This window comes from Streptomyces sp. NPDC000404 (assembly GCF_040300365.1).
GTDB classification, from domain to species: domain Bacteria; phylum Actinomycetota; class Actinomycetes; order Streptomycetales; family Streptomycetaceae; genus Streptomyces; species Streptomyces ramulosus.
The window spans coordinates 46478-72553 of the sequence record NZ_JBEPDN010000009.1; the positions used below are offsets into that span (position 1 = coordinate 46478).

Here is a 26076-nt window from a genome sequence, read left to right on the forward strand (position 1 = left end):
CGGCCCCGGGCGGCAGCCGCCCCGGGCCGAGGCGGCGCCGTTGTCGGTGGGATGCGTCAGAATTGAATCCAGGGCCACCCGCACGACACAGCTAGGGGCACGCATGTCCGGACTGATCGACACCACGGAGATGTATCTCCGCACCATCCTCGAACTCGAAGAGGAAGGTGTGGTCCCGATGCGCGCCCGGATCGCGGAGCGGCTCGAACAGAGCGGCCCCACGGTCAGCCAGACCGTCGCCCGCATGGAGCGGGACGGCCTGCTGTCCGTCGCGGGCGACCGCCATCTGGAGCTGACGGAGGAGGGCCGCCGGCTGGCGACGCGCGTGATGCGCAAGCACCGCCTCGCCGAGTGCCTGCTCGTCGACGTCATCGGGCTGGAGTGGGAGCAGGTGCACGCCGAGGCGTGCCGCTGGGAGCACGTGATGAGCGAGGCGGTCGAGCGCCGCGTCGTCGAGCTGCTGCGCCACCCGACGGAGTCGCCGTACGGCAACCCGATCCCGGGCCTGGAGGAGCTGGGCGAGAAGGCGGAGGCCGATCCGTTCCTGGACACCGGCATGGTCAGCCTCACCGAGCTGGACGCCGGTCCGGACGGCAAGACCGTCGTGGTCCGCCGCATCGGCGAGCCCATCCAGGCGGACGCCCAGCTGATGTACACGCTGCGGCGCGCCGGGGTCCAGCCGGGCGCGGTCGTCAGCGTGACCGAGGCGCCCGCCGGCGTCCTCGTCGGCAGCAGCGGCGAGGCGGCGGAGCTGGAGTCGGAGATCGCCGCGCACGTCTTCGTCGCGAAGCGCTGACCCACCGCGCCCGGCCCGCGGATCCACCGCCGCGTCCGGCGGCCGCCCCACGCCCCGTGTCGTTGAGCACGGGGCGTCGGTGTGTGCGGACGCCGGTGCGCGGCCGCCCGGCGCCCGACCGTCGCGGTGGCGCGCCGCCGTCCGGCCGGGCCCTGTTTCCTCCGCCGTTCTCCCCTCGTGGCCGTTTCGTCGGCCGCCTCACCGCCCTGACCTGCGCGGAGACGGGGATCCATACGTGGTGACGGCGCCTCGGCGGGGCGGGTGCGGGATGAGGAATTGCGCGAACCGGTGCGGAACGGCCGGGGACGTGTCACCCTTGGCGCCCACACGGATGCTCGCTGTGGTGCCGACCGGCATGCGGACGGGCCCGTTCCGGGCTGCGGCGGCCCGGTGGGGAGCGGTACGGGGGAGCCGCGGGCTGACGGCTTCCGGGGGAGGAGGCGCGGTGGGGGCAGCGGAACCGGACCGAGCGTGGCGCCCGGCGGCGCGGCGCGGAGCCTGCGCACGACGGCGCCCGGCGACCCGGCACCGGCCCTGTGATGTCTCGGGGCCCCGGCGCTGCGAGCATCCGGGGCCCCGCCTCCCCCAGCTCCCCCGTCAGGACCTGGAGCCCCGAGCTCTCAAGGTCCCGCGCTACGGACCCCCTGTCCGGCCGGGTCCGTCCCCCGGTAGCTGTCTCCCCGTGCGGATCCCCGGCTATCCCTACGCACTGTCACCCGAACGAGGGGACTTCCGCACGGGGCCGCCGAATTCGAATACAGATTCGATAGTGTGGAGTGGGTCAAGGGACGAGTGGGGGTGCCAGGGCACATGGTGCGGCGCATCGAGGTGACGGGGGCCGGCGGGGTACGGCTCGCGGCCTGGGAGTTCACCGACCCGCCCAAGGGCGACGGCGGGCCGGAGGGCGGTGAGCGGCGCCCCGGCGTCCTGCTGCTCCACGGGCTGATGGGGCGGGCGTCCCACTGGGCCGACACCGCCCGCTGGCTCGGCGCGCGGTATCGCGCCGTCGCCCTCGACCAGCGGGGTCACGGCCGCAGCGAGAAGCCCGCCGACGGCCCGTTCGACCGCGCCGCCTACGTCGAGGACGCGATCGCCGCCGTCGAGCAGCTCGGCCTCGCCCCCGTGACCGTCATCGGTCACGCCATGGGCGCGCTGACGGCCTGGCAGCTCGCCGCCCGGCGGCCGGATCTGGTCGGCGCGCTGGTCATCTGCGACATGCGGGCGTCCGCGCTGGGCGCCGCCTCGCAGCGCGAATGGGCCGAGTGGTTCGCCACCTGGCCGCTGCCCTTCGCCACGCTCGCGGACGTCCGCCGCTGGTTCGGCGAGGAGGACCCGTCGCTGGAGCGCCCCCGCCCGGCGCGCGGCGCGTTCTTCGCCGAGGTGATGGCCGAGCGCGCCGACGGCTGGCGCCCGGTCTTCTCCCGCCGCCAGATGCTCACCGCCCGCGAGACCTGGGTGACCGACGCCCACTGGGAGGAGCTGGCCGAGGTCCGCTGCCCCGCCCTCGTCGTCCGGGGGCAGGACGGCGAGTTGGGCCGCGCCGAGGCGCAGGAGATGGTCCGCGTCCTCCCGGGCGGCAGCTACGCCGAGATACCCGACGCGGGTCATTTGCTGCCCTGGGAACACCCCGACGCCTGGCAGCGCGCCGTCGAGCCGTTCCTGCGGGCCGCGATACCGGGGTGAGGGACGCCGGGTGACGGCCCCTCGGTTTCGCCGCTCGGGTGGGGCCGCGTGTGCCGCTGGGGGCTGATGAGCTGTGACCGGAGGCCCGGGGGTCGTTTGTTGCGGGCGACCGCGGCGATGGTGCCTGCCCTGGCACCCCGGTGCCCCGTGTCCCGGCGCTCGTTGCGTGGTGCCTGACGCCGGGGGTTGGTGACCGGAAGTCGGGAGCACTGGCGACGAGGGGCGGAAGTTGGGATCCGGAAGCCCCGGCGGGAGGCGGAAGGGTGCCCGTGGTCGTCGGGCAGGCGGTCGCCGGAAGGGGCGCGTACGGGCCGGCCGAGGCCGGGTGGGGAGGTGCGTGCCCGGGCCGGGGGCCGGGGTCGGGGGCCGGAACTGGGGCGTCGGACGCATCGGGAGGTGCCGGATTTCGGCCAACGCTACGATGCACTGCCGTGCCGCGTCGGCCGTCGTCCGCGTGGGGAACTCGCGGGTGGCGCCCGCGTGGCCCGTTCCCCGTATCTCCCGACAGACGTGGAAGGCCCGCGATGGACCCCTTGCTTCCGGACGACCCGCAAGCCCTCGGGCCCTACCGCCTGTTGGGCCGGATCGGCGCCGGCGGGATGGGCCGGGTCTATCTCGCGCGGTCCGCGGGCGGACGCACCGTCGCGGTGAAGGTGGTGCGGCCGGATCTGGCGCAGGACACCGGGTTCCGGGGGCGGTTCCGGCAGGAGGTCGAGATAGCCCGCGCCGTCTCCGGGCGGTACACCGCACCGGTCGTCGACGCGGACACCGAGGCGTCGCTGCCCTGGCTCGCGACCGCCTTCGTCCTTGGGCCGTCGCTGACCGAGGTCGTCGAGGAGCACGGCCCGCTGCCCGGGCACAGCGTCCGCGCGCTGGGCGCCGGGCTGGCCGCGGCGCTGACCGACATCCACTCCGCCGGGCTGGTCCACCGCGACCTCAAGCCGTCCAACGTCCTGCTCGCCGCCGACGGCCCCCGCGTCATCGACTTCGGCATCGCGCGCGCCGTCGACGGGAACCGCATGACCCAGACCGGCGTGGTCGTCGGCTCGCCCGGCTACATCCCGCCCGAGCAGGTGCTCGGCCGGCGCGTCGGCACGGCGGGGGACGTCTTCGCGCTCGGCGCGGTCCTCACCTACGCCGCCACCGGGCACGGCGCGTACACCGACGCCACGCCCGCCGCCGTGCTCTACCAGGTCGTGCACGGCGAACCGGACCTCGACGGGGTGCCCGGCACGCTGCTCGGGCTGGTCACCGCCTGTCTGCACCGCGATCCGGACCGGCGGCCCGCCCCCGCCGAGGTGCTGGCCGCGCTCGCCCCGGAGGGCACCGGCACCGCCTTCGCCAACTGGTTGCCCGGCGCCGTCGCCTCGACCATCGCCACCCACGCCGCCCGCCTCCTCGACCTGGAAACCCCCGCCGACCCGCCGCGGCCCGCCACCGGTACGCCGCCCGTGGGCAACCCCGCGACCCCGGGCCCGACCCCGCCGGGCCCCGCCGCGTCCCAAGGGCCCGTCGCCCCCCAAGGGCCGGGCGCGGCGCAGGGGTTCGGTACGGCGCCGACGTATCTGCTCGGCACCGGGCGGGACGTCACATCCGGCGCCGAGCAACCCGGAATACCCGGCGCCGATCACCCCGGCACACCCGGCGGCGTCCCCGTGCCCGCCGGGCCCGGTGCCGGCGCACCGTACGCACCGGCCGGTCCCGGGACACCCGCGCCGATCGGATCGCCCGCGCCGACCGGGACACCTGCGCCGGCCGGGGCGCCCGCCCCGGCCGGAACGACCGCCCCCCTCCAGTCCGGTGACGCCCCGGCACCGTCCCGGCGGCGGTTTCTCGGGCTGGTCGCCGGGGGTGTGGCGGGCGTGGCCGCCCTCGGTGGGGCCGGGGTCTGGGTGATGAACGGCCGGGCGGGCGGCGCGACCGACGGCGGCGGGGACGGCGGCGCCACCCCGGAGACCGACGGCTTCACCACCCCGCCGCCCGGCACCGCGCCCGCCGTTCTCTGGCACCGCACCGCCGAGACCGACAGCCTCAACAGCGACCGGCCGCTCGCCGTCCACAACGGTCTGCTGCTGATCAGCGGCGATCCGCTGGTCGCCCGCCGCGCGACGACCGGCGCCACCGTCTGGAGCCGGAAGGGCGTCGCCGCCGCCGGTGCCCCGCTGATCCTCGCCGACCGCAAGCTCTTCCTCGTCAGCACCGAGTACAACGGCGACGTCATCGGCCTCGACCCGGACACCGGCAAGGAGGCGTGGCGCAGCCGCCTCGGCGGGGGCCTCACCGTCCAGCGCATCCTCGCGGCCGATGCGGAGCGCCTCTACGTCGTCGCGTCGGTCCGCACCGAGGACACCACCCAGCGGCTGACCGCCGTCGCGGCGATCAACATCCGTACCGGCCGGACGGATTGGAGCAAGCCCCGCGACGAGGGGACGATGGACTTCGACCTCGAAGGCACCGTCTCCGGGAACCGGCTCGTCTACACCGACGGCCGGAGCAACGTCACGGTGCGCGACATCGCCGACGGCCGTCAGCTGTGGAGCCGCAAGCTCGGCGACGACATCGCCTGGCGGCCCGCCGTGTCCGCCCGGCGGATCTTCCTCGGCGGCCCCCGGCTGCGCGCCGTCCATCTGGAGACCGGCGAGCAGGACTGGTCGCTCTCCTCCGCCGGGCGGCTCAGCTTCTACCAGCCGATGGTCGTCGGCGGCGTGGTGTACGCCGCCGATCACAGCGGGGGCGTCTGGGCGGTGGACGCGGTGCGCGGCCGGAAGCTGTGGCTCTGCGAGGACCCGGGCGCGCGCCGGGCGCCGACCGAGTTCCTCGCCGTCCGCGGCACGCTCTACGGCGCGTCCTACGACGACGCCGGCGGCATCTTCGCCCTCGACCCGGCGACCGGCAAGGCCCGCTGGCACTACAACGACAACACCGGAAGCCTGAACCAGTGGCACGTCGCCGCCGCCGGCCGCCGCCTGCTGGCCACCCACGGCGACGAGATCTACGCGCTGCCCGCGGTCTGACCCGGGCGGCCGCGGCGCCGGGCCCGGCGGGCGCGCGGCGTCGTCACGGCGTCGCCGCCCGCCTGCGGTACTCGCCGGGGGAGGTGCCCAGGACCCGTTTGAAGGCGACGCTGAGGGCGCTCTCGGAGCCGTACCCCACGGAGCGCGCGACGGCGGCGAGGGTCGTGCCGCCCTCCCGCAGCTGCCGGGCGGCCAGCTCGATGCGCCACCGGGTGAGGTACTCCAGGGGGCCCTGGCCGACCGACGCCTTGAAGCGGGCGGCCAGCGCGGAGCGGGACACCGCGGCGGTGCGCGCCAGTTCGGCCACGGTCCAGGGGCGGGCCGGATCGCCGTGCAGGGCGGTCAGCGCGGTGGCGACCACGGGGTCGGCGAGCCCGGCGAGCCAACCCGACACCGCGTGCGGGGCGCGGGCGAGGTGCAGCCGCAGCACATGCACGAGCATGACGACCGCGAGATGCTCCGCCACCAGCGACGACGCGGGCTGCGGGTGCGACAGCTCCCGGTCGATCTCGGTCAGCGCCCAGCGGACCGTCTCCGCGCGCCGGGTGCCGGACGGCAGATGGACGACCGGGGGCAGCCGGTCGAGCAGCCACTCCTGGGCGCGGGGCCCGAAGGAGAAGCGGCCGCCGATGAGCAGCACGTCGTCGCCCCGACCGGCCCGCGCGGTGCCGCCCTCGGCCGCCGCGAACAGCGGGCCCGCCGGGAGGGGGGAGGCGTCCGGATCGCTGCGGAGCGTGAAGGCGCGCGGGCGGGTGAGGAGGTAGCAGTCGCCCTCCGCCAGCTCGATCGGCGCGCCGGCCCCGTCCACCTCCAGCAGGCAGGAGCCGCGCCGGACGGCGTTGAACTTCACTCCCCGGGGAGCGTCGAACCGTACGGCCCACCGCCCGCCCGCGGTCAGGCTCGCGGACAGCTGACTGCGGGTCTCCAGCAGGGTCAGCACGTCTTCCAGAGGATCGATCCGCGATCACCTCCTCGTATTGGACTCTTGCTAAAGAATCTGGGACTTCTAATCATAGTCCGTCCGTCTTGCTCGCCGTAGCGTGACGGTATGACCAGGAACTCCCGTCCCACCGGACCCACCCCGCACGACCCCGCCCGCCTCCTCACCACCCCCTTCCCCGCCCGCGCCGGTGCGGCGGAGGTCATCGACGGCGTCGACCTCACCGGACGGCGCGCCGTGGTCACCGGCGGTAGCTCGGGCCTCGGCGCCGAGACCGTCCGGGCGCTGGCCGCCGCCGGTGCCGAGGTCACGATCGCCACCCGCCGCCCGGAGTCCGCCGCGCCGCTGATCCGCGAACTCGCCGGCCGCCCCGGCGCCGGCCCGGTGCACGCGGAGGCGCTGGAGCTGTCCGACCTGACCTCGGTCGACGCCTTCGTACGGGCCTGGCGCGGGCCGCTCGACATCCTCGTGGCCAACGCCGGGATCATGGCGCTGCCCGAGCGGGTCCTGGCCGCGGGGGGCTGGGAGATGCAGCTCGCCACCAACCACCTCGGCCACTTCGCCCTCGCCACCGGCCTGTACCCGGCCCTGCGGGACGCCGGCTCGGCCCGTGTCGTTCTCGTCAGCTCCGGCGCCCACCGGAGCGCGCCCTTCGACTTCGGCGACCCGCACTTCGCCCGGCGGCCGTACGACCCCTGGGCGGCCTACGGGCAGTCCAAGTCCGCCGAGGTGCTGCTCGCGGTGGGCGCCCGCCGCTGGGCGGCCGACGGGATCACCGCCAACGCGCTGAACCCGGGCTTCATCCTCACCCGCCTCCAGCGCCACCTCGACGACGACACCCTGCGCGCGTTCGGCGTGCTGGACGGCGAGGGGAACAAGACGCCGCTGCCGTACTACAAGAGCCCCGCCGAGGGAGCCGCCACCTCCGTCCTGCTGGCCGCCTCCCCGCTCGTCCAGGGCGTCACCGGCCGCTACTTCGAGGACAACCAGGAGGCCCGCGTCGTCCAGGGCGACGAGGAGCGGCCCGGCGGCGTGGCCGCCCACGCCCTCGACCCGGAGGTGGCCGACCGGCTCTGGGAGTACGCCACCGCCGCCCTCCACGCCGCCTGACGAGCGGGCCGGGCGCACGCCCTCGGCCCCCGGGGCGTGCGCCCGGAACGGGGCCCGTGCCCTAGGAGGCGTCCAACGTGCGGGTGAAGTCGCCGCGTTGGACGCGGGCGGTGAGGGAGTCGCCGGGCTCGCCGGATATCAGGGAGCCGTAACCGGTGGCGGCCCAGAGGCTGTGCGCGGCGTCCACCTCGAAGTACGGGACCGGGCGGTCGTCCACCCGGTCGGTGAGGACCTCGGGGGCGCGGCGGGACCGTATCGCGCGGATGCAGGACTCACAGGCCGCCACCCGCAACTCCTCGCGGCGGCCGAGCGGACGCCACGGCAGGACGCGGGCGGCCGGTCCGTGCAGCGGGTGGAAGAAGCACAGCGGAAGCGGGGCCTCGGCGGGGCCGAGCGCCGTGCGGCCCTCGGCGATCAGCGCGAACACGCCCGCCAGATCCGGCACGCCCCGCGCGCGGTCCAGCACCGAACCGGCCGCGGCGTACGCGTCCAGGGCCCGCCCGACGGCCCGCGGATCGCCCTGCGCGGCGCGCGCCTCCTCGCCCAGCCGCACCACTTCCTCCGCAGCGCGGTCGCGCAGCTCCGCCTCGTCGGCCCGCCGGGCGGCGGCGAACACGGACCGCGGCAGCGCGAACGGCGTGGCCAGATCCCGCACGCGGGCACGTCGCCGCCACAGCAGCCCCACCGCGCCGAGCAGCAGCAGCGGCCCGGCCACCAGCGTGAGCGCCCGGACCACGGGAGAGCCGGCGGACTTCGCGGCATCCGACGGCTCCGCGGCGGCCGGATCACCGGCCCGCGCGGACGGTGCGGGGGAGTTGGGGTCGGCGGTGGCCTTCTCGTACTCCTTCTCGCCGTCGCCCGCCGCGATGATGTCGATGGCCCGCTCGATCCGGCGGGCCGTCCCCGCGCCCTCCATGTCGTCCTGGTGGAAGACGGCCGCCGCGGCCCGCTGTGCCTGATGCGCGTCCGTCGGCCATTCCCGGGCGGCGATGTCGTCGTGGAACTCGCCGAGCGTGATGATGATCGACGGATCGCTGCCCAGCCGGTCGTGCACCACCTCCGCGAGCTGCGCCGGATCGCCGCCCCAGCTGTCGCCCTCGACCAGCGGCACCAGCACCACCCGGATCGGCAGCTGCGTCCCCCGGATCTGCGCGACCAGCCGCTTCTGGTCCGCCGCGCCGACCGCCGAGTCCAGCGACGGATCGACGTAGACGGGGGAGCGGCGCAGCGCATCGGCGATCTTCTGCCCCGGGCTCCCGGCGGCGGCCCCCGGCGACGCGGTGCACCACACCAGGGCGAGCGCCGAGACGACGGCACCGGCCACGGCGGGCATCCGGCGGCGCGCCCCGGCGCGGCGCGGGCGGCGGAGACGAAGGTCAGTGAACACCGAAGTACTCCCGTACGTCGCGGGTGAGTTGATCGATCCGGGTGCCGGTGGCGAGCGAGGCCAGCGGCCCGGGCAGCTCGGGGTACGGCACGCGCTGGGCCCGGCCGCTGTCCGCCGCCGGACCCAGCCGCAGCACCGGCGCCGGGACGGCACGGCACCGCCCGCAGACCGGCAGCGGCCGGGGGCGCCCGCCGCTCAGCGGGGAGATACGGCGGGTGCCCTGCGCCGCGCCGTGCAGCGGATTGCGGTGGCACAGCCGCTCCGGCGCGGCGGACTCCGCGACGGCCGTCCGGCCCGCGCGGGCCAACGCGACGGCGCAGGCCAGGGACGAGGGGGTGGCGTCCGCGTCGACCCGGCCGTCGCCGTCGCCGTCGATGAGCAGGGCGGCGGCGTCCAGACACTCCCAGGCCCGGCGGTGCGCCGGCTCCGGCAGGGCGTCGTGGGCGTCCAGCGCGGCGGTGAGGGCGTCGGCCTCCTGCCGGGCGGTGCGCCGCAACCACGCGAGGGACGGCTCGGCCGGCGCCTCGGCCGCGACCGGGACGCCACCGGGGGCCCGGCCGCCGGCCGTGCGGCGCCGCCACGCCGCACCGACCAGTGCCCGCACCGCGGCCACCAGCCCGAGCAGCAGTCCCGCGAGGAACGCGCCGATCATCAGCCCCGGGGCGAAATCCGCCGCGAACACGCTGGGCAGCACCTTCTCCGCGACCGGATCGTCCGCGGTCCCGGGGTCGTACGGCCGGGTGGCCGTCGTGTCCCGCGGGGCGCGGGCGACATCGCGGAGCACCGCGTCGATCCGGTCGCCGAGCGTGCGGGTGTCGCCCCGTTCGGGGAGCCGGAAGTGGCTGTCCGGCAGGGCGTACGCATTGACGGGCGCGCCGTCGTTGACGACGGAGAGGGTGTCCGTCAGTGGGTCGGCGAGGACGAACAGCGCGTCGCGGCCGAGGCGTTGGCGGAGCGTGTGGACGAATATCTCCTCGTCGCCGCCGGATTCGTCGTCGGTGAGGCTGGGGACCGCGACGACCAGCACCGGGACGTCGAGCGCGGTGAGGCGCTCGTGCAGCCGGGTGCGCTCGGCGGCGGTGAGGACCGGCTCGCTCTCCGGATCGGTGTAGAGGGGGTCGTGGCGCAGACCGGCGGTCACCCGCTCGATGCGGGCGCGCATGTCGGCCGGGGTCGGGACGGCGTCGGCGGCGTAGGAGCGGTCGTCGAAGAGGCGCGCGGCGGTGAGGGCGAGCCCGCCCCCGAGGGCCACCGCCACGATCAGCAGCACCGCCACGGCCCGGGGCGGACGCCGCAGTCCGGCGAAGCGCCTGGTGGCGGCCGTGGTGTCCGTCCGCTTGCCGCCGCCCTGCGGGGCGCGCCCCGGCGTCCGGCCTCCGTGCTTCTCGTCCGGTGCGTCGCCGGGCTTGCGGAGGGAGGGCGCGGCGGGGCCGCGGGCGGTGCGCGGGCCCGGGACCGGCGCCCCGCCGCGCGCCCGGCGCAGCCGGAGCCGGCGGCGTACGTAGAGGCCCACCAGCACGACGGAGAGCGGGATTCCGGCGACCGCGATGCCCGTGACGAAGCTCTGGTTCTCCCGCTCGGTGGTGTCGGGGTGCAGCCTCGGCACCACGGCGCCGTGCTCGGACGCGATCCGGCCCGCCTCGGCCCGTTCGTGGGCCCGCCCGGAGACGAGGACGTCGACGAAGTGCTGGAAGATCTCGCGGGCCGTCGCGTCGTACGGCAGCTCGTAGAGCGTGGCGCGGGCCGCGTCCCGGGCGCCGGGCACCGCCACGCCGTACGCCTGCACATCGGGCATACCGGGCCCGCTCAGCGCCACGTACAGACCGTCACGGCCGAGCCGGTCGTGGACACCGGCGAGGAACCCGGCGCCGTCGGCGCCCAGCGCGGTGTCGGGCAGGACCATGACGTAGACGGGCACCCGGAGCCGCGCGGCCTGCGCGGCGAAGACCGGGGCGCTGGAGCGGGGGGCCTCGCGCGGCACCTGGTCGCTGATGTACACGGGATCGCGGCGCAGCTGCTCGGCGAGGAACGCCTGCCCGCTGCGGTCGACGTCCGGGCCGGACGGGCCGGATGGGACAGATGGGGTGGCCGCGGGGGCCTTGGCGGCGAGCGCCTCGGCCGCGCGTCCCGGGGCGGAGGGCCCGGCGACCGGTCGGCCGGAGGCCGGCTGCCCGGGCGGCGGGGGCGACGGCTGCGCCATCGCCGGGGCGCCGCTCAGCAGCACCGCCAACCACCCCGTGACCAGCATCAGCGCGCCTCGACGCACCGCCCCCACCCCCTCGTTCCGCATGACGCCCCGACGCTACCTCCCGCGCGCGGACGCCGTCGGAGCCTGTGGACAACTATCCGTGCACGACGGCGCGAGGGCGTCGGCGGGGTGTGTCGGCGGGCGTACGGACCGGAAGCGGCGGCGAGGGGCGGCGTCGGGGACGGGAGGCCGGGCGGGGGCGCCGGGCGGGGCACCGGCCCGCTCGCCCGGCGCCCCGCCCGCGCCTCACCCCTTGCGCACCGCCGCCAGGATCTCCGGCACCCGGCGCACCACCAGCGGCGCCGCGACCCGCAGGCCGAGCTGGGCCATCGCCGTGCCGTAGACCACCCCGGCGGGCAGGAGCGTCCACAGCAGGTCGTGATGGCCCGCCAGGTGCAGCCAAAGGGTCAGGCCCACCAGCGGCGCGCTCAGGACCAGGCCCACCAGCAGGCCGCCGAAGAGGCTGAACCAGGCGATGGACGCCTGGCCCGGCGCGATGTTCTTGTTGCCGTCGGACGGGACGGAGTAGGGGAACAGCGTCGAGGTGAGCGCGCCCGTCGCCACCAGCGCGCCGAGCAGCGCCAGCGACAGCCCGTAGACCTCCACCAGCGACGACCAGGCGTCGAGGAACGCGACGGTGCCGACCACCACCAGCGTGACGTACGGCACCGCCACCAGGCAGAGCGCCAGGGCGCGGGCCCGCAGTTCGCGGTAGGCGTCCCGGGGCGTGGCGAGGGTCGAGGCGACCATCCAGAACGCCGAGGTGTCCTGGCCGAACTGGTTGTACATCTGCATGCCGATCAGCGCGGGGCCGACGAACGCGGTGTAGACCGTGCCATTGCCCTGCGCCGCGTAGACGATCGGGATCAGCAGGCCCACGCCCAGCGACGTCGCCCAGCTCATCTTCGACTTCGGGTCGCGCCAGGCGTAGCGGAGCGTGCGCAGCACGACCGCGCCCGTGCGGCCGTCCGGCAGCAGCCGGGCCAGGCCCCGCGCACCGCCCTTCGCCGCGCGCCCGCCGTCCTTCTCCGCCGGCTGGAGCGTCGAGCTGTCGGGCGACGTCATCAGGGTGGTCAGCATCCGCTGCCACCACCACAGCAGCAGCACCAGGGCCAACGCCGTCAGCGCCAGCCCGGCGGCGGCCGGGCCCCAGGCGCCCCGGCCCGCGTCCGCCACGGCGCTCATCGCCGACGCCGGCGGCACCCAGCGCAGCACCTCGCCGACCGGCTCCAGGACGGCCAGCCCGTCGGGCCGGCCCAGCTTCTGTGCGGCGATGTTGACGAGCTGTCCGCCGAGGGCGACGAACAGACCGCCGAGCACCGCCAGATCGCGGCCCCGGCGGCTCGTCAGCAGCCGTATCGACGCGGTGGCGACGGCCCGCGCCAGCGCCACGCAGACCAGCACCGTCAGGGGCACCGCGCACACCGCGACCACCGTGGCGGCCGGACCGTCGGCGACCGCGACGGCCGCGCCGGTGGTCAGCGCGAGGGTGACGAGCGGGCCGATGCCCACCAGCGACGCCGTCAGCAGCGCCGTGATCAGCGGACGGGGCCGCAGCGGCAGCATCACCAGCCGCGTCGGGTCCAGCGTCTCGTCGCCGGACGGGAAGAACAGCGGCATCACCGCCCAGCCCAGCGTGAGCAGCCCGGTCAGCAGCACCACCAGCGCGTCGATGTGCGCCGCCCCGCGCAGCAGCACCAGCCCGGTGGTCGCCCCCGCGGCGCACACCACGCCGAAGAGGAGCGAGGCGACGTAGGCGGCGGCGCGGCCGGGCGAGCGGCGCAGTCCGTTGCGGAGCAGGGAGAGCTTCAGGCGGACGAACAGCGGGGTCAGCGCGGGCGGGGCCGGCTGCCCGGGGGCGCCCGGCGCGAATCCGGCACTCATCGGGAGCCGCCCCCCAGCCAGTCGAGGCTCTGCCCGGCGCGGGCGCGGCTGCCGGCGCCGACCAGCTCCAGGAACGCCTCCTGGAGCGACGGCGCATCGCCCCGCACCTCGGCGAGCGGGCCGTCCGCCCGGATCCGCCCGGCGGCGATCACCGCGACCCAGTCGCAGAGCGATTCGACCAGCTCCATCACATGACTGGAGAAGATCACCGTCGCCCCGGAGGAGGTGTACCGCTCCAGGACGCCGCGGATGGTCTGCGCCGACACCGGGTCGACGCCCTCGAACGGCTCGTCCAGGAAGAGGATTTCGGGGTTGTGCAGCAGCGCCGCGGCCAGGCCGATCTTCTTGCGCATACCGGTGGAGTAGTCGACGACCAGCTTGTGCTGCGCGCCGGAGAGACCGAGGACGTCCAGCAGCTGATCGGCGCGCTTGTCGGTCTCGGCGCCGCCCAGGCCCCGCAACCGGCCCATGTAGCCGAGGAGTTCGCGGCCCGACAGGCGCTCGAAGAGCCGCAGCCCCTCGGGCAGCACCCCGATCCGCGCCTTGACGGCCACCGGGTCGCGCCACACGTCGTGCCCGCCGATGAGGACCTCGCCGGAATCGGGCCGCAGCAGCCCGGTGACCATCGACAGCGTGGTGGTCTTGCCCGCGCCGTTCGGCCCCACCAGCCCGATGAAGCGGCCCGCGGGCAGCGTCAGATCGATGCCGGCCACCGCGGTCTGCTCCCCGAAACGCTTGGTCAGCCCGCGGATCTGCACCGCCACCCCGCCCTCGGGCGCCCCGCTCCGCGGTGGCGCGGCCACCGGCTCCCCGCCGACCCGCTCGGCCGGCTCCCCGCTCTTCCCCGTTCCGTTCGCCACCGGTCCTGCCCTTCGACGTCCCCGCAGGGGCCGGATCGCCCCCGTCTCCTTCACGATACGGACCGGCACCGACAGCGGGCCGGGCCCGCCCGCCCGCGGCGACGAACCGCGCCGCCCCCTGCCCCAGGGACGGCCCCGGGGCGACCCATACCGCCCGGAGGGACCGGAAAGAGGGACGGCGAAAACGCGTGTCCCGGGCGCACCTACCGGCACGTGGGGCGCATCGAGGCATCGGCGGGGGCGCGTAGCGGTGGTGAGCCGGGTGCGGGGTAGCGACCCGCCCTCCCGGGCAAGCAGGATCGCGGCATACGGACCGTGGGGGCGAAGGGCCGTGGAAGCACCGGGACGCACCCGGCGCCGCGGCGCCCCGTGCGGACACCGCCGTCACCCGGTCCCCGCGTACCGACGCACCCGCCGCAGGCACACCTCACTCGTATCGCCGATATCCGGAATCTCCCGGATATCCGGGAATACACGGGGAATTGATCGCAACCAATCGCTCCGAACGGCGTTCACCGGTGAACGCACACAGCCGCAACAGGGGGTACCAACATGGCCGCAAGGCCACTCGTCGCTCGTCAGCCCAACGAGCGTCTCCAGGCGCTGATCCAGGAAGCCGCCTGCTCCAACGCGGGTCTGGCCCGCCGCGTCAACATGTGCGGCGCCGAGCACGGTCTCGACCTGCGCTACGACAAGACCTCGGTGGCCCGGTGGCTGCGCGGACAACAGCCACGCGGCCGGGCGCCCGCCATCATCGCGGAGTCCCTGGGACGCAAGCTCGGCCGCACGGTCACCATCGACGAGATCGGCATGGCGGACGGCAAGAACCTCGCGTCCGGTGTCGGGCTGCAGTTCTCCCCGACCGTGCTCGGCGCGATCGAGCAGGTCAGCGAGTTGTGGCGGAGCGACGTCGGGCGGCGGGACTTCCTCAACGGCTCCTCCGTCGCCGCCTCCGCGCTGGTCGAGCCCAGCCGCGACTGGCTGATCACCGGAGCCGACCCCCAGGTGGCGCGCAGCGCGGGCGCCCGGGTGGGGCGCGCCGACGTGGAGGCGGTGCGCGCCATGACCACGGCGCTCGGCGACCTCGACCACCGCTTCGGCGGCGGCCACGTCCGGCCGGTCGTCGTGCACTACCTCAACAGCGTCGTCTCCGGACTGCTCGCCGGCTCCTACCGGGAGTCGGTGGGGCGGGAACTCTTCGCCGCCGTCGCGCGGTTGACCGAACTCGGCGGCTACATGGCCGTCGACACCGGTCAGCCCGGCCTCGCGCAGCGCTACTACATCCAGGCGCTCCGCCTCGCGCAGGCCGCCGACGACCGCGCGTACGGCGGCTACGTCCTCGCCGCGAGCATGAGCCATCTCGCCGCCGAACTGGGCACTCCCCGCGAGATCGCCCAACTCGCACGGGCCGCGCAGGAGGGGGCGCGGGGCCGGATCACGCCGCGCGCCGAGGCGATGTTCTGCGCCGCGGAGGCGCGCGGCCATGCGCTCATGGGGGACGGCCGGGCCTTCCAGTCGGTCGCCGCCCGCGCGCTGACCGCGATGGAACGCGCCGAGGCGGAGGGCGACGCGGGCGACGACCCGGACTGGATCGGCCACTTCGACCGGGCCTATCTGGCCGACGAACTCGCCCACTGCCACCGCGATCTGGGGCAGGCGGCCGCCGCCGAGGAGCAGGCCCGGCTGGCGCTCCAGGGCCTGCCGCGCGGCAAGGTGCGCCGCCGCGCGATCGGCATGGTGCTGCTGGCCGGGGCGCAGGTGCAGCAGCGCGAGGTCGAACAGGGCTGCCACACCGCCACCGAGGCCGCGGAGCTGCTCGGCGAACTCCGCTCGCACCGCGGCGTGGAGTACCTCGACGACTTCCGGCAGCGCGTCGAGCCGTACCGGGACGAGCCGGTGGTACGGGAGTTCGGCGCGCGGCTGGAGTTGCGCGTCGCGGTGTGAGAACGCCGGTCCCGCGACGGGCCCGTGGCGCCGCGCCTGGTGCGCGCCGCCGCGGGCCCGTTCCGTACGGGCGTCAACAGGCCGGAGGAATGCGGCGAATGTGCGGATTCGAGGGTGTGCTGCCCCGGGGCGTGCGGTGCGTTCCCCGAAGGCGCCGCTCCGGCCGCCGTCCCCGGGGCGGGCGGCGGGCCTGACCGGGGGACGTGGTCGAACGCCTCGGCGACCCGGTAGCGTGAGCCGACGATTCCGTAGGTCTGCAGAGGTAGGAGTCCCGGTGACGCAGAGCGGACAGGGTCACGACCCGCAGAATTCTGCGGCCGGTCCCGCGCGAGAGGGTGTGGTGCTGCCCGCGGGCGGCGAGTCATGGGCGCCCGCCCAGCAGGCCGCGCCCCCGGCCGGCCAGCCCTGGGGGCAGCCCTGGGGCCCCGACCAGCAGAACCCGCAGACGTACGGACAGCCCCCCGAGCAGCCTCAGGGACAGATATCCGGGCAGTACCCGGGTGCGTCCCAGGGCTACGGTCAGGGTCAGACCCCGACGCACGGTCAGGGCCTGCCGCCGCAGCAGGGCGGGCAGCCCCAGGGCTACGGACCGGGCCAGGCGCCGCAGCCGTACGCCCAGCCCCAGCCGTACGGCGAGCCCCAGCAGGCCCCGGCGTTCCCGGCCCCGCCGCAGCCGCCGGTGCCGCCCGCCGCGCCCCCGCAGGGCTCCGGCCAGCTGCCGCCCGCGGTGCCGGACGCCGAGGAGACGGCGCTGATCCCGCCCTTCACCGCGCCGGGCGCGCTGCCGCCCGAGGGCGCCGCGGCCACCCCGCCGACCGGGCAGCTGGTGAAGTCCGCCCCGCAGCCGGCCGCGCCGCTGCCGCCCGTCGCGGGCGCCGCGGACGCCACCACCGTGCTGCCGCCGGTCGGCGCGCAGCCCGGGGCCGCGCCGCTGCCGCCCGAGACCTCGGGGCGCCCCGAGACGCCCGGCGAGTCGACCCAGATGCTCCGCAGCATCAAGCCGCCCCGTAACCGCGCGGCCGCGCCGCCCGCCGCCCCCGCCGCCCCCGGGGACTCCGAGGCGACCCAGTACCTCCCGCCGGTCGGCGCCGGGGCGCCCGCGCCGCAGCCCGGTGGTGCGCCGTTCGGCGCGCAGCCCGGCGGCGCGGAGCGGCCCACCCCGGCCGAGTTCGAGGGCCTGTTCCGCGCCGACTCCGGTGCCGTTCCGCCCCCGGCCCCCGACGCCACCGCCCAGCTGCCGCGCTTCGACGACCAGGCCCCGCCGCCGTACGGCCCCGGGGGCGGCCGGCCGGGCTTCGCCTCCGGTGGCCACCAGCCGCACCAGGGTTACGACGACGCGCCGGCCGGTCGCCGCCGTCTGAGCCCGGTGGTGATCATCGGCGCCGTCGTGGTGGCGCTCGCGGGCGCCGGGCTCGGTCTGGGCTGGGCGCTCAGCGGTGGCGACGACACGAAGAAGGAGGCGCCGAAGGCCAATGCGGCCGGGTCGGCGCCCAAGGACTCCGCGCCGCCGTCGCCGACCGCCGACCCGGTCGAGGAGCAGGCCAAGAAGCTGGACGCGCTGCTCGGCGACAGCAACAACAGCCGGTCCGCCGTGGTCAACGCCGTCGGGTCCATCCGCAACTGCGACAACCTCCCGGGCGCCGCGAAGGACCTCAAGGACGCCGCCAACCAGCGCAACCAGCTGGTCAGCCGCCTCCAGGGGCTGCCGCTCGACAAGCTCCCGCAGCACGCCGAGCTGACCGCCGCCCTGACCACCGCGTGGAAGTCGTCGGCCGCCGCCGACAACCACTACGCCGCCTGGGCCGGTCAGGTCGCCGGAAAGCACGGCTGCCACAAGGGCCACGCCCGCAACACCGGCCAGGTCGCCCAGGCCACCGCGGCCAGCGGCACGGCCACCAAGGCCAAGGAGAAGGCGGCCGGTCTCTGGAACCCGATCGCCCAGAAGTACGGCCTGCGGGCGCACCAGGCCGGCGACCTCTGAGCCACCGGCCGGGCGGCCCGCCGGGCGCTTCGGCGCTCCCGGTGGGCGCCGCCCGGCCGCGGCCTCCCGGGAGCGCCCGCCGGCGCCCCGCGCCCGTCTTCGTACGCCCCCGGCGCCCGCCGCCGCGGGCGCGCCCCTACCGGTCCGCGCGCCGCCGCTCCAGCGTCCTGGCGACGTTCACGAAACCGTCCGACGCGGCGAGGACCTGGCCGTCCGCGACCGTCTGGTACATCACCATCCCGTTGACGATCCGCGGGAAGTCCTGCACGGCGAGCATGTCCTCCGCGCGCCACCGCAGCTTCGGCGTCAGCCCGCCGGTGTCCACCGGGTGCTTGCCCTGGTCCAGCACCTTCTGGAGCGCGTACGGAGTGATCTCGTCCACCCCGTCCGCGTCGAGCTGCTCCACCATCGCGCGCAGCACCGTGTAGGCGATCCACGTCGTCTGCACGCCCTGATCGGCCGGGTCGACGCGGTTGTCGCCGAAGGCGTGCTCGTTGATGACCCGGCGCATCGGGTTCCACCGCGGATCGCCCGCCGCCGGGTACCAGCCGGTGACCAGCGCGCCCTCCAGCGGCCCGGACCGGCCGCCGGTGCGGTTGACCAGCGCCTGCCCGACGCTGCCCAGCACCGAGGCGACATGCACCTTCGGGCTCTGCTGCTGCAGGCGCCGGAAGGAGTCGAAGAAGGCGTCGGTGTGATCGCCCAGCGACGCCGCCACACAGGAGCCCGGCGCCTCACCCCCGTACGCCGCCACCCCGTAGCGCGCCGGATCGGCGCCGACGGCGTCCAGCGCGCGGTGCACCGCGGCGGAGTAGTCCGTGCCGTCCTCGGGCGCCCGGACGTCGGTGACCGGCGCCCGGTGGCCCTGCTGGAGACCGGAGTCGAGGAACGAGGGCATCTGGTCGCCCTGGATGGTGTCGGGCCGCACCAGGGCGACCCGGTCGCACTCGCGCGCCAGCTGGCGGCCGTTCCCGGCCAGCAGCGACGCCTGCCCGCCGTTCACCGGGTACGACAGCGGGCTCTCGAACTCCTCGTCGGAGGCGCCGTAGCCGCCTATGTACGGCACGCCCTTGACCTCCAGCGGCGACATGAACGACCGGCCGAACTGGCTGTACGCGCCGACGACCGCGACCGCGCCCTCGTCGACCGCGCGCTGCGCGCAGCGGGTCGCGCCCACCGAGTCGTTGTGATCGTTGCAGGTCAGGACCTTGAGCGGATGACCGGCGAGGCCACCGGAGGCGTTGACCCAGCGCGCGTACGTCTGCGCCATCGCCGGCATGCCGGGCATGTTGGTGGCGCCGGTGCCCTCCGGGGCCCAGGTCATCACCGTGATCGGGGTCTTCTCCGCGGGCCCGGTGCCCGGCAGGGAGCCGCAGCCGGTGAGCAGCGACGCCAGCACCGCCGTACCGGCTGCCCACCGGGCGGTCGCGGAGGCGGTCGGGGAGGGGCGGGGAGAGGGGCGGCGCCGTCCGGTCATGGTCCGTGAGCCTCGCGGCCCGCCCGAAACACATGAGTGATTCCAGGTCAGCGGAGGGTGACGGCGAGGTGAACTCCGGGGGGCGGTAGGTGATCGGGAACGCGGAACGTACGATCGAATACTGTGCAAGGTTCGGAGAAGTCTTCCCGTCGCGGCCGCCGCTCGACCACCATGGACGGCATGCCACACAACGACATGCCGTGGTGGCGCTGGCGCAGCAATGTGCGCTCCGCGCTGCACATGCTCTCCGACCCCGTATTCCACCAGGAGACCTGGCTGACCGGCCGCCCCGGGTACGGAGACGTGACCGACGCCGTCTACCGGCTCGTCGAGGACACCTGGCTGGACAACTGGTCCGCGGAGAAATACGTCGGCACGATCTTCCGCGACACCCAGGAGGCGGCGCTCGTCGACGCCACCGTGCTGCGGGTGCTGCGGATCATGCACCAGGTCGGCGCGGACTCACCCGTGACCGCGTACGTCGAGCACCCCGGCTGGCCCGAGGCGGTCCAGGCGGCGCGCGAGGCGCATGTCTGGCTGGCCCGGGCGGACGGCGACGATCCGGACGCGCCGCCGCTGTCGCTGGCGGCGTTGGCGCAGCTGACCGGCGGTGTCGCGGCCGGCGCCTGAGCCGACGCGCCACCGAGCCCCGCGTCCGGGCGGTGTCCGGGTATGCGACCCTATGAGGTCATGAGCGAGTCGCAGTCCTCCACGCCCGGGCCGAACGACGGGTCCGCCACCGGCGGTTCCGACCAGGGCCGTCCCACCGATCAGTACGTCCTGACGCTGTCCTGCCCGGACAAGCAGGGCATCGTGCACGCCGTGTCCAGCTTCCTGTTCATGACGGGTTGCAACATCGAGGACAGTCAGCAGTTCGGTGACCGCGACACCGGACTGTTCTTCATGCGGGTGCACTTCAGCGCGGACGCGCCGGACAGTGTGGAGAAGCTGCGCGCCAGCTTCGCCGCGGTCGGCGACTCGTTCCGGATGGACTGGCAGATCCACCGCGCCGACGAGAAGATGCGCATCGTCCTGATGGTGTCGAAGTTCGGCCACTGCCTCAACGACCTGCTCTTCCGCTCCCGGATCGGGGCGCTGCCGGTCGAGATCGCCGCGGTGGTCTCCAACCACACCGACTTCGCCGAGCTGGTCGCCTCGTACGGCGTCCCCTTCCACCACATCCCGGTGACGAAGGCGACCAAGGCGCAGGCCGAGGCGGAGCTGCTGGAGCTGGTGCGGGCCGAGCAGGTCGAGCTGGTGGTGCTGGCGCGCTACATGCAGGTGCTCTCCGACGACCTGTGCACCGCGCTGTCCGGCCGCATCATCAACATCCACCACTCCTTCCTCCCGAGCTTCAAGGGCGCCCGGCCCTACCACCAGGCGCACGCCCGCGGGGTGAAGCTCATCGGCGCCACCGCCCACTACGTCACCGCCGACCTCGACGAGGGCCCGATCATCGAGCAGGAGGTCGAGCGGGTCGGCCACGGCGTCACCCCCGACCAGCTGGTCGCCATCGGCCGGGACGTCGAGTGCCAGGCGCTGGCCCGCGCGGTGAAGTGGCACAGCGAGCGCCGGGTGCTGCTCAACGGCACCCGGACGGTCGTCTTCGCCTGACCGCCGGCCCCACCGGCACCCCGCCGCCTCCCCTCCCGTCCCTGCGGATCTCCGCTCAGAGACGGGAGAGGGAGGCGGTGGCGTAGAGGACGTCGCGGATCGCCTCGCGTTCGCCGTCCGAACCGGCGGCGGCCTCGTCCGGGACGATGTGCCCGGCCGCCAGCTGGCAGAACTCCTCGCCGTCGAGCGCGATGTGCGCCACGGTGTGCTCCGGCGAGCCGACCGCCGCCGGGGAGTCCAGGGCTATGTACCAGTGGCCGCCGCCGTCGCCCTCGATCTCCAGATGGAGCGTCCGGCCCGGGGACCCGGCCGCCACCAGCTGCCGCGGCGGCGCGGCGAGACCGGTCTGCCGCAGGTGGGCGAGGGCCCGCGGCAGCAGCCGGGCGGCGAGGTCCACCAGGCTGTGGAGGTGATCGGCGGCCGGGCCCTCGTGCGGATAGGCGACCGCCTCGGCGATGTCACCGGCGTGCAGCCAGCAGCCGAAGGCGCGGTCGAGGAAGGCGTCGCGCAGCGGCAGCTGGACCGGGCCGTACGGCACCGTGAGGTCGCCCACCCCGCCGCCCGCGAACGCGGCGGTACGGATCAGCGTGTGGCTCTGCTCGCGCCAGGGCCGGTGGAGGGCTGGTGTCCGGGGCGCCTCGCCGAGGGCGCGCCACAGGGCGCGGGTACGGGCGCCGGGCCCGGCTCTTGCGGTGGGCGCGGCGTCGCCGAGCGGATCGGGCAGGCCCAGGGCCGTGGCGACCAGCCCGTCGACCGCCAGCAGATGCCCGAGCACCCCGGCGGCGGTGGTCTCGCGGTGCACCGGCCGCTCGCCGTCGAACCACCGCAGCCGTACCGGGGCGCGCCACTCGGCGTCGCCCATGTCGCGCAGCAGGGCGTCCAGCTTGGCGGTCTCCGCGTCGTACGGCGCGGCCCACTCGGGCACCGGGATACGGGCCGGGCGGCGGCCCAGGCAGCCCTCCAGGACGCGGGAGCGCAGCAGCGGGTCGAGGTCGAGGCTGTCGGCGGGGTGGAGCAGGCCGACGGCGTCGCGCAGCCGCAGCGCCTCGTCGGCGCACGAGGCGCAGTCGGTGAGGTGCGCCTCGACGGCGGCGGTCTCCTCGGCGGAGCAGGCCGCCAGCGCCCAGGCGCCGAGCAGCGACGTCAGCACGCGGTGCGGCAGCTCGGGCCGCCCGCCGCCGGGCCGCGCGTCACCGGGGGCCGCCGGGGCGCCCGGAGGAGGGCCGCCGGCGGACGCGGGTCTGCTGCGGCCCGGCTCCGGCGCGGGGCGCTCCGGACCGCCGGGCAGCGGGCCGTCGTTCTCCGCCGAGGCGCGCGGGGACGGTATCCGGGGCCGGGCCGCGGGCGGGCCCGGGGCGGCGCCGGGCGGCTCGCCGGGCCCGCCGTGGTGCGGCGGGTACGGGCCCTCACAGTCGTACCCCTCCCATTCCTCCGGGCCGTTCACCGGGGCGCTCCGTTTCCCTCGCCGGGCCCGTCGGGTGGCGGCGTCCGGTGGTGGGCGGTGGACAGCAACTGCAGGCCGAGGCGGAGCCGGCGGCGGGCCTCGTCCGCGGTGACGCCGAGGTCCGCGGCGGTCTGGCGGTAGTCGCGGCGCTGGAAGTAGGCCAGCTCCAGGGCGGCGCGCAGCGGGGCGGGCATGGAGGTGACGATGTAGTCGGCGCGGGCGGCGGTGGAGGCCTCGCGGATCTTCCGCTCGATCTCGGCGGGCGCCGCCCCGTCGCCGGCGAGGGCGGCCTCGCTCTGGCGCAGCCGGTGGACGGCCTGGCGCTGGGTGAGGGTGGCGACCCAGGAGCGCAGCGAACCCTGCCTCGGGTCGTAGGCGTCCGGGTTCTCCCAGATGTAGCCGAAGACCTCGCGGGTGACGCGGTCGGCGGCGTCCTCGTCGCCGAGGACGCGGTGGGCGAGGCTGTGCACGAGCGAGGCGAAGCGGTCGTACAGCTCGCCGAGCGCGGCGGCCTCACCGCGGGCGAGCCGCTGCTGCATGCGTCTGTCCCAGCGTGGTGGTGCGTCCCTGGCCATCGGCCCCTGCCCCGTCCCGTCGTACGGACCGCCCGTGGCGCGGCCGGACGCGCCGTCGTGCGGTCAACTCCTTGCCCGCGTCCCGCCCGTGGGTGGCACGCGCCAACGAATGTAGTCGGGGGGTCCGACAGTGCACGCTTCTTTGCGGCAAACCATCCCGGAACAAGGGTGCGGATGGTAAAGGAGTCGTCACTTTGGGGTGGGAATGCCCGGTCAGGCGGGTTCGAAGAAGATCGCTCCCGCTCAATTCCGCGAATGCGTTACCGGGGTGTGACCGAAATTCGGCAAAGAGTGACCGCGCGCTGGGCATAGCCTTGTACGGGAATTGCCCAGTGCGCCACGCATTCCGCAGTGTTTCAGGGGAGAGAGGCCGGGCAGTCGAGCCGGGGAAGGGTGTGTTCCGGATATGTCCGGGAGCATCCCGTCCGCAAGCGAGCGAAAGGCTTCGAGCGCGTGTCGTTGAAGGTGGCAGAAGACGAACAGGGCCGGTGGGCCGTCCTCCAGGTGTCCGGCGAGATGGACCTGGTGACCTCGCCCGCGGTCCGCCAGCACGTGCACGACGCGGTGGCCGACGGCCGGCGCAACGTCGTCCTCGACCTGTCCGAGGTGCGGTTCTGCGACTCCAGCGGCGTCGGCGTGCTCATCGCCGCCCGCCGGCTGATGCGCTCCTGCCAGGGCCGGCTCCGGCTGATCCTCCCCGCCCAGGGGGCCGTCGACGGCTCGCACGTCAACCGCGTCCTCGCCGCCCTCGGCGTCCGCCGCCTCTTCGAGGTCTACCCCGACCTGCACACCGCCGTCGACGAGACCGCCGCCCCGCTGTCGGCCTGAGCCCGCCGCCCCCGGGCGACGCGCCCCGGGGCCGTCACCCCGACCCGTACGGGGAGTCCGTCCCGTAAGGGGGCTCCGCCCGGTACGGGAACCGCGCGCAGACGAGGAAGCCGCCCTCGGAGGTGTGCCGCGTCTCCAGCGTCCCGCCGAGGCTCTGCGCCCGCTCGCGCAGCCCCACCAGCCCGTGACCGCCGCCCGGCAGCGCCGGAGCCGCCGCCGTGGCGTCCGGCGGTCCGTTGCGGATCTCCACCCGTAGCCCGCCGGTGGCCGCCGCGTCCGTGGTCCGCCCGGCGTCCGGCGCCCGGAGCGGATCGATCCGGACCAGGACCCGCGCCCCCGGGGCGTGCTTGCGGACGTTGGTCAGCGCCTCCTGGACGGTACGGAACGCCGCCCGCTCCACGGTCTGCGTGCCCCGCCCGCCCGCCACCACGCCCGGCTCGTACGTCACATCGAGGCCGCTCATCCCGATCAGCCGGGGCAGCTCCGCGAGGTCCGGCTGCGGCGCCGGGCGGCGGGCCTCCTCCGGGCCGCCGGCCGCCCGCAGCACGCCGACCATGTGCCGCAGCTCCTCCAGCGTGCGCACCGACAGCTCCCGGATGGTGCGCGCCCCGTCCCGCGCCGCCTCGTCGCCCGTGCTGACCTGCACCGCGCCCGCCTGCAGGCTGATCAGGCTGACCTGGTGGGCGACCACGTCGTGCATCTCCCGGGCGAGGCGGGCGCGCTCGGTGGCCTGGACCCGGTCGGCCAGCAGCCGGTCCTCGCGGCGCAGGCTGCGGGTCAGCTCCTCGACCCGCGCGGCCAACTCGCCCCGGGTGCGCACCAGCAGCCCCAGCGTGATCGGCGCCGCCGAGGTGACGCACGCGTCGATCAGCACCAGGGTGTTCTCCCGGTACGCGGTCAGCTCCAGGTCCGAGAGCGGATACGGGAAGAAGTGCGCGGCGATCAGCAGCGCCGCGCAGATCCCCAGCCGCAGCCGCCCCGGGCGGCGCGCCGCCACCGTGTAGAGCGCGATCATCGGCGCGAACCAGATGTAGCCGATGTACAGCCCCGGCAGCGTGAACAGGAAGACCAGCAGCGGGAAGCGGCGGCGCAGCAGCAGCGCGGCCGCCGCGACCAGCGACACGGTCAGCTCCAGGAGCATGTGGAGCCCGTTGACGAGGAACGCGTCGGCGATCCCCAGCAGGGCCGGGACGACCACCGGGGCGGCCCGGCGCAGCCACCGCGGCACCCGCGCCCCCCACCCGCCGCGCGCCCCCGGCGCGACGGCCGCGCCCCGCGCCCCCGGCTCCGGCTCGTGCCCCCGCGCCGCGGGCACCGCCGGAAGCCGGCCGCCGGGCTCTTGCGGCGCCCCGTGGCCCTCGCGCGCGCCCGCCGCCTCCCCGGGAGCGGGCGCCTGCCTCGCGTCCGCCACCGTCAGCACGTCCCGCGGGGTATACGGGCGACCAGGCCCGCGCGGTCGGCGACGATCGCCGCCTGGATGCGGTTGAGGCCGCCCAACTTGCCCAGCAGCGCCCGGACGTGGTCCTTGACGGTGCTGGGCGCGAGGCCGATGCGGTCGGCGATCTGGGCGTTGGCCAGCCCCTCGCCGAGCAGCGCCAGCACCTCCGACTCGCGTGGCGTCAGGCCCGCCACGGCGCGTGCCGCGGCGGCCTGGTCCTCGGCGGTCAGATAGCCGCCGATCACCGCCCGGGTCACCCCGGGGTCCAGCACGCTGCCGCCCGCCGCCAGCGTCCGCACCGCGCGCACCAGTTGCTCCGGTTCGGAGTCCTTGAGCAGGAAACCGGCGGCGCCCTCGCGCAGCGCCGCGGTGAGGTACTCCTGGGCGTCGAAGGTGGTCAGCATCGCGACCACCGGGGGCTTCGGGGCGGCGCGCAGCTGCCGCAGCACCGTCAGCCCGTCGACGTCCGGCATCCGGATGTCCAGCAGGACGACCTCGGCGCCGCTGTCCAGCACCGCCTTGACCGCCTCGCCGCCGCCGCAGTCGGCGACCATCTCGATGTCCGGTGCGGTGCCCAGAATCATCCGCAGCCCCGACCTGACGAGCCGTTCGTCGTCCACCACAGCGACACGGATCACCGGGCGCCCCTCTCTCCTCGTGCGTTCCCACCGGGCGCGCCCACCCCGGGGAGGCCGCCCTCCGGTGGCCCCGTACCCCCGCCGACCGGCGGGGGTGTGCCCGGGACCTCGGGACGATGCCTCACCGGGGCGTACACCGGCAGAGTGCCTTTCATGCTGCACCACCGACCGGGCCACCGGCACCGGAGGCGGTGCAGCTCACAGCGACGGCCGCC

The 26076-nt window shown here is 75.7% G+C and carries 19 protein-coding genes; 9 read left to right on the top strand and 10 right to left on the bottom strand.

Annotated elements, in window-relative coordinates; translation table 11 throughout:
• Positions 1–103: 103 nt before the first annotated feature.
• The 3 genes from ABT345_RS18645 (at position 104) to ABT345_RS18655 (ending at position 5493) form a co-directional block, all read left to right on the top strand.
• A complete protein-coding gene (locus tag ABT345_RS18645) occupies positions 104–796 on the top strand; it encodes an iron-dependent transcriptional repressor DtxR (protein ID WP_345079516.1) in 693 nt (230 codons plus the stop codon).
• Between the two features lie 810 nt (positions 797–1606).
• A complete protein-coding gene (locus ABT345_RS18650) occupies positions 1607–2479 on the top strand; it encodes an alpha/beta fold hydrolase (RefSeq protein ID WP_345079519.1) in 873 nt (290 codons plus the stop codon).
• Positions 2480–3003: 524 nt separating this feature from the next.
• Entirely contained in the window at positions 3004–5493 is a 2490-nt protein-coding gene (locus tag ABT345_RS18655) for a serine/threonine-protein kinase (protein ID WP_345079522.1), read from the top strand.
• 43 nt (positions 5494–5536) lie between these two features.
• Here ABT345_RS18655 and ABT345_RS18660 read toward each other — a convergent pair whose 3' ends face one another.
• Positions 5537–6451 (bottom strand): AraC family transcriptional regulator, encoded by a 915-nt coding sequence (locus tag ABT345_RS18660; RefSeq protein ID WP_345079899.1) that lies wholly within the window; start codon positions 6449–6451, stop codon positions 5537–5539.
• A gap of 90 nt (positions 6452–6541) precedes the next feature.
• On the opposite strand from ABT345_RS18660, the gene ABT345_RS18665 reads away from it, so the two are divergent.
• Positions 6542–7543 (top strand): SDR family NAD(P)-dependent oxidoreductase, encoded by a 1002-nt coding sequence (locus ABT345_RS18665; RefSeq protein ID WP_345079525.1) that lies wholly within the window; start codon positions 6542–6544, stop codon positions 7541–7543.
• Positions 7544–7604: 61 nt separating this feature from the next.
• Here ABT345_RS18665 and ABT345_RS18670 read toward each other — a convergent pair whose 3' ends face one another.
• From ABT345_RS18670 to ABT345_RS18685, 4 genes are all read right to left on the bottom strand, one after another.
• Positions 7605–8930 (bottom strand): hypothetical protein, encoded by a 1326-nt coding sequence (locus ABT345_RS18670; RefSeq protein ID WP_345079528.1) that lies wholly within the window; start codon positions 8928–8930, stop codon positions 7605–7607.
• The gene (locus ABT345_RS18675) at positions 8920–11220 is read right to left on the bottom strand and encodes a hypothetical protein (protein ID WP_345079531.1); all 2301 of its coding nucleotides are present in this window, start codon (positions 11218–11220) and stop codon (positions 8920–8922) included. Before ABT345_RS18675 ends, ABT345_RS18670 begins: the two co-directional genes overlap by 11 nt.
• 204 nt (positions 11221–11424) lie before the next feature.
• The gene (locus ABT345_RS18680) at positions 11425–13062 is read right to left on the bottom strand and encodes a transporter (RefSeq protein ID WP_345079534.1); all 1638 of its coding nucleotides are present in this window, start codon (positions 13060–13062) and stop codon (positions 11425–11427) included.
• A complete protein-coding gene (locus ABT345_RS18685) occupies positions 13059–13922 on the bottom strand; it encodes an ABC transporter ATP-binding protein (RefSeq protein WP_386459512.1) in 864 nt (287 codons plus the stop codon). The genes ABT345_RS18680 and ABT345_RS18685 overlap by 4 nt, the downstream gene beginning before the upstream one ends.
• Positions 13923–14474: 552 nt before the next feature.
• On the opposite strand from ABT345_RS18685, the gene ABT345_RS18690 reads away from it, so the two are divergent.
• Complete coding sequence (locus tag ABT345_RS18690) at positions 14475–15866, top strand: NsdA family TPR-like regulatory protein (RefSeq protein WP_030288310.1); 1392 nt, start codon at positions 14475–14477, stop codon at positions 15864–15866.
• 274 nt (positions 15867–16140) lie between these two features.
• Entirely contained in the window at positions 16141–17847 is a 1707-nt protein-coding gene (locus tag ABT345_RS18695) for a hypothetical protein (RefSeq protein ID WP_345079540.1), read from the top strand.
• Between the two features lie 136 nt (positions 17848–17983).
• Here the strand turns inward: ABT345_RS18695 and ABT345_RS18700 are convergent, their stop codons facing one another.
• A complete protein-coding gene (locus ABT345_RS18700; RefSeq protein WP_345079543.1) occupies positions 17984–19324 on the bottom strand; it encodes an ABC transporter substrate-binding protein in 1341 nt (446 codons plus the stop codon).
• A gap of 171 nt (positions 19325–19495) precedes the next feature.
• Between ABT345_RS18700 and ABT345_RS18705 the strand changes: the two genes are divergently transcribed.
• Positions 19496–19954 (top strand): SCO4402 family protein, encoded by a 459-nt coding sequence (locus ABT345_RS18705; RefSeq protein WP_417833169.1) that lies wholly within the window; start codon positions 19496–19498, stop codon positions 19952–19954.
• Between the two features lie 60 nt (positions 19955–20014).
• A complete protein-coding gene (gene purU / locus ABT345_RS18710; protein ID WP_345079548.1) occupies positions 20015–20938 on the top strand; it encodes a formyltetrahydrofolate deformylase in 924 nt (307 codons plus the stop codon).
• 55 nt (positions 20939–20993) lie between these two features.
• Here purU and ABT345_RS18715 read toward each other — a convergent pair whose 3' ends face one another.
• Both ABT345_RS18715 and ABT345_RS18720 read right to left on the bottom strand, forming a co-directional pair.
• Positions 20994–22382 (bottom strand): zf-HC2 domain-containing protein, encoded by a 1389-nt coding sequence (locus ABT345_RS18715; protein ID WP_386459517.1) that lies wholly within the window; start codon positions 22380–22382, stop codon positions 20994–20996.
• A complete protein-coding gene (locus ABT345_RS18720; RefSeq protein ID WP_345079551.1) occupies positions 22379–22957 on the bottom strand; it encodes a sigma-70 family RNA polymerase sigma factor in 579 nt (192 codons plus the stop codon). Before ABT345_RS18720 ends, ABT345_RS18715 begins: the two co-directional genes overlap by 4 nt.
• A gap of 453 nt (positions 22958–23410) precedes the next feature.
• Here ABT345_RS18720 and ABT345_RS18725 point away from each other — a divergent pair, with 453 nt between their 5' ends.
• Positions 23411–23785, top strand: coding sequence for an STAS domain-containing protein (locus ABT345_RS18725; protein WP_030288295.1), 375 nt, complete (start codon positions 23411–23413; stop codon positions 23783–23785).
• A 34-nt stretch (positions 23786–23819) separates the two neighbouring features.
• Here the strand turns inward: ABT345_RS18725 and ABT345_RS18730 are convergent, their stop codons facing one another.
• Positions 23820–25013 carry a sensor histidine kinase gene (locus ABT345_RS18730; protein WP_345079556.1) on the bottom strand — a complete coding sequence of 398 codons (1194 nt, stop codon included), beginning with the start codon at positions 25011–25013 and terminating at the stop codon, positions 23820–23822.
• 185 nt (positions 25014–25198) lie between these two features.
• Entirely contained in the window at positions 25199–25861 is a 663-nt protein-coding gene (locus ABT345_RS18735) for a response regulator (RefSeq protein ID WP_345079558.1), read from the bottom strand.
• Between the last annotated feature and the right edge of the window lie 215 nt (positions 25862–26076).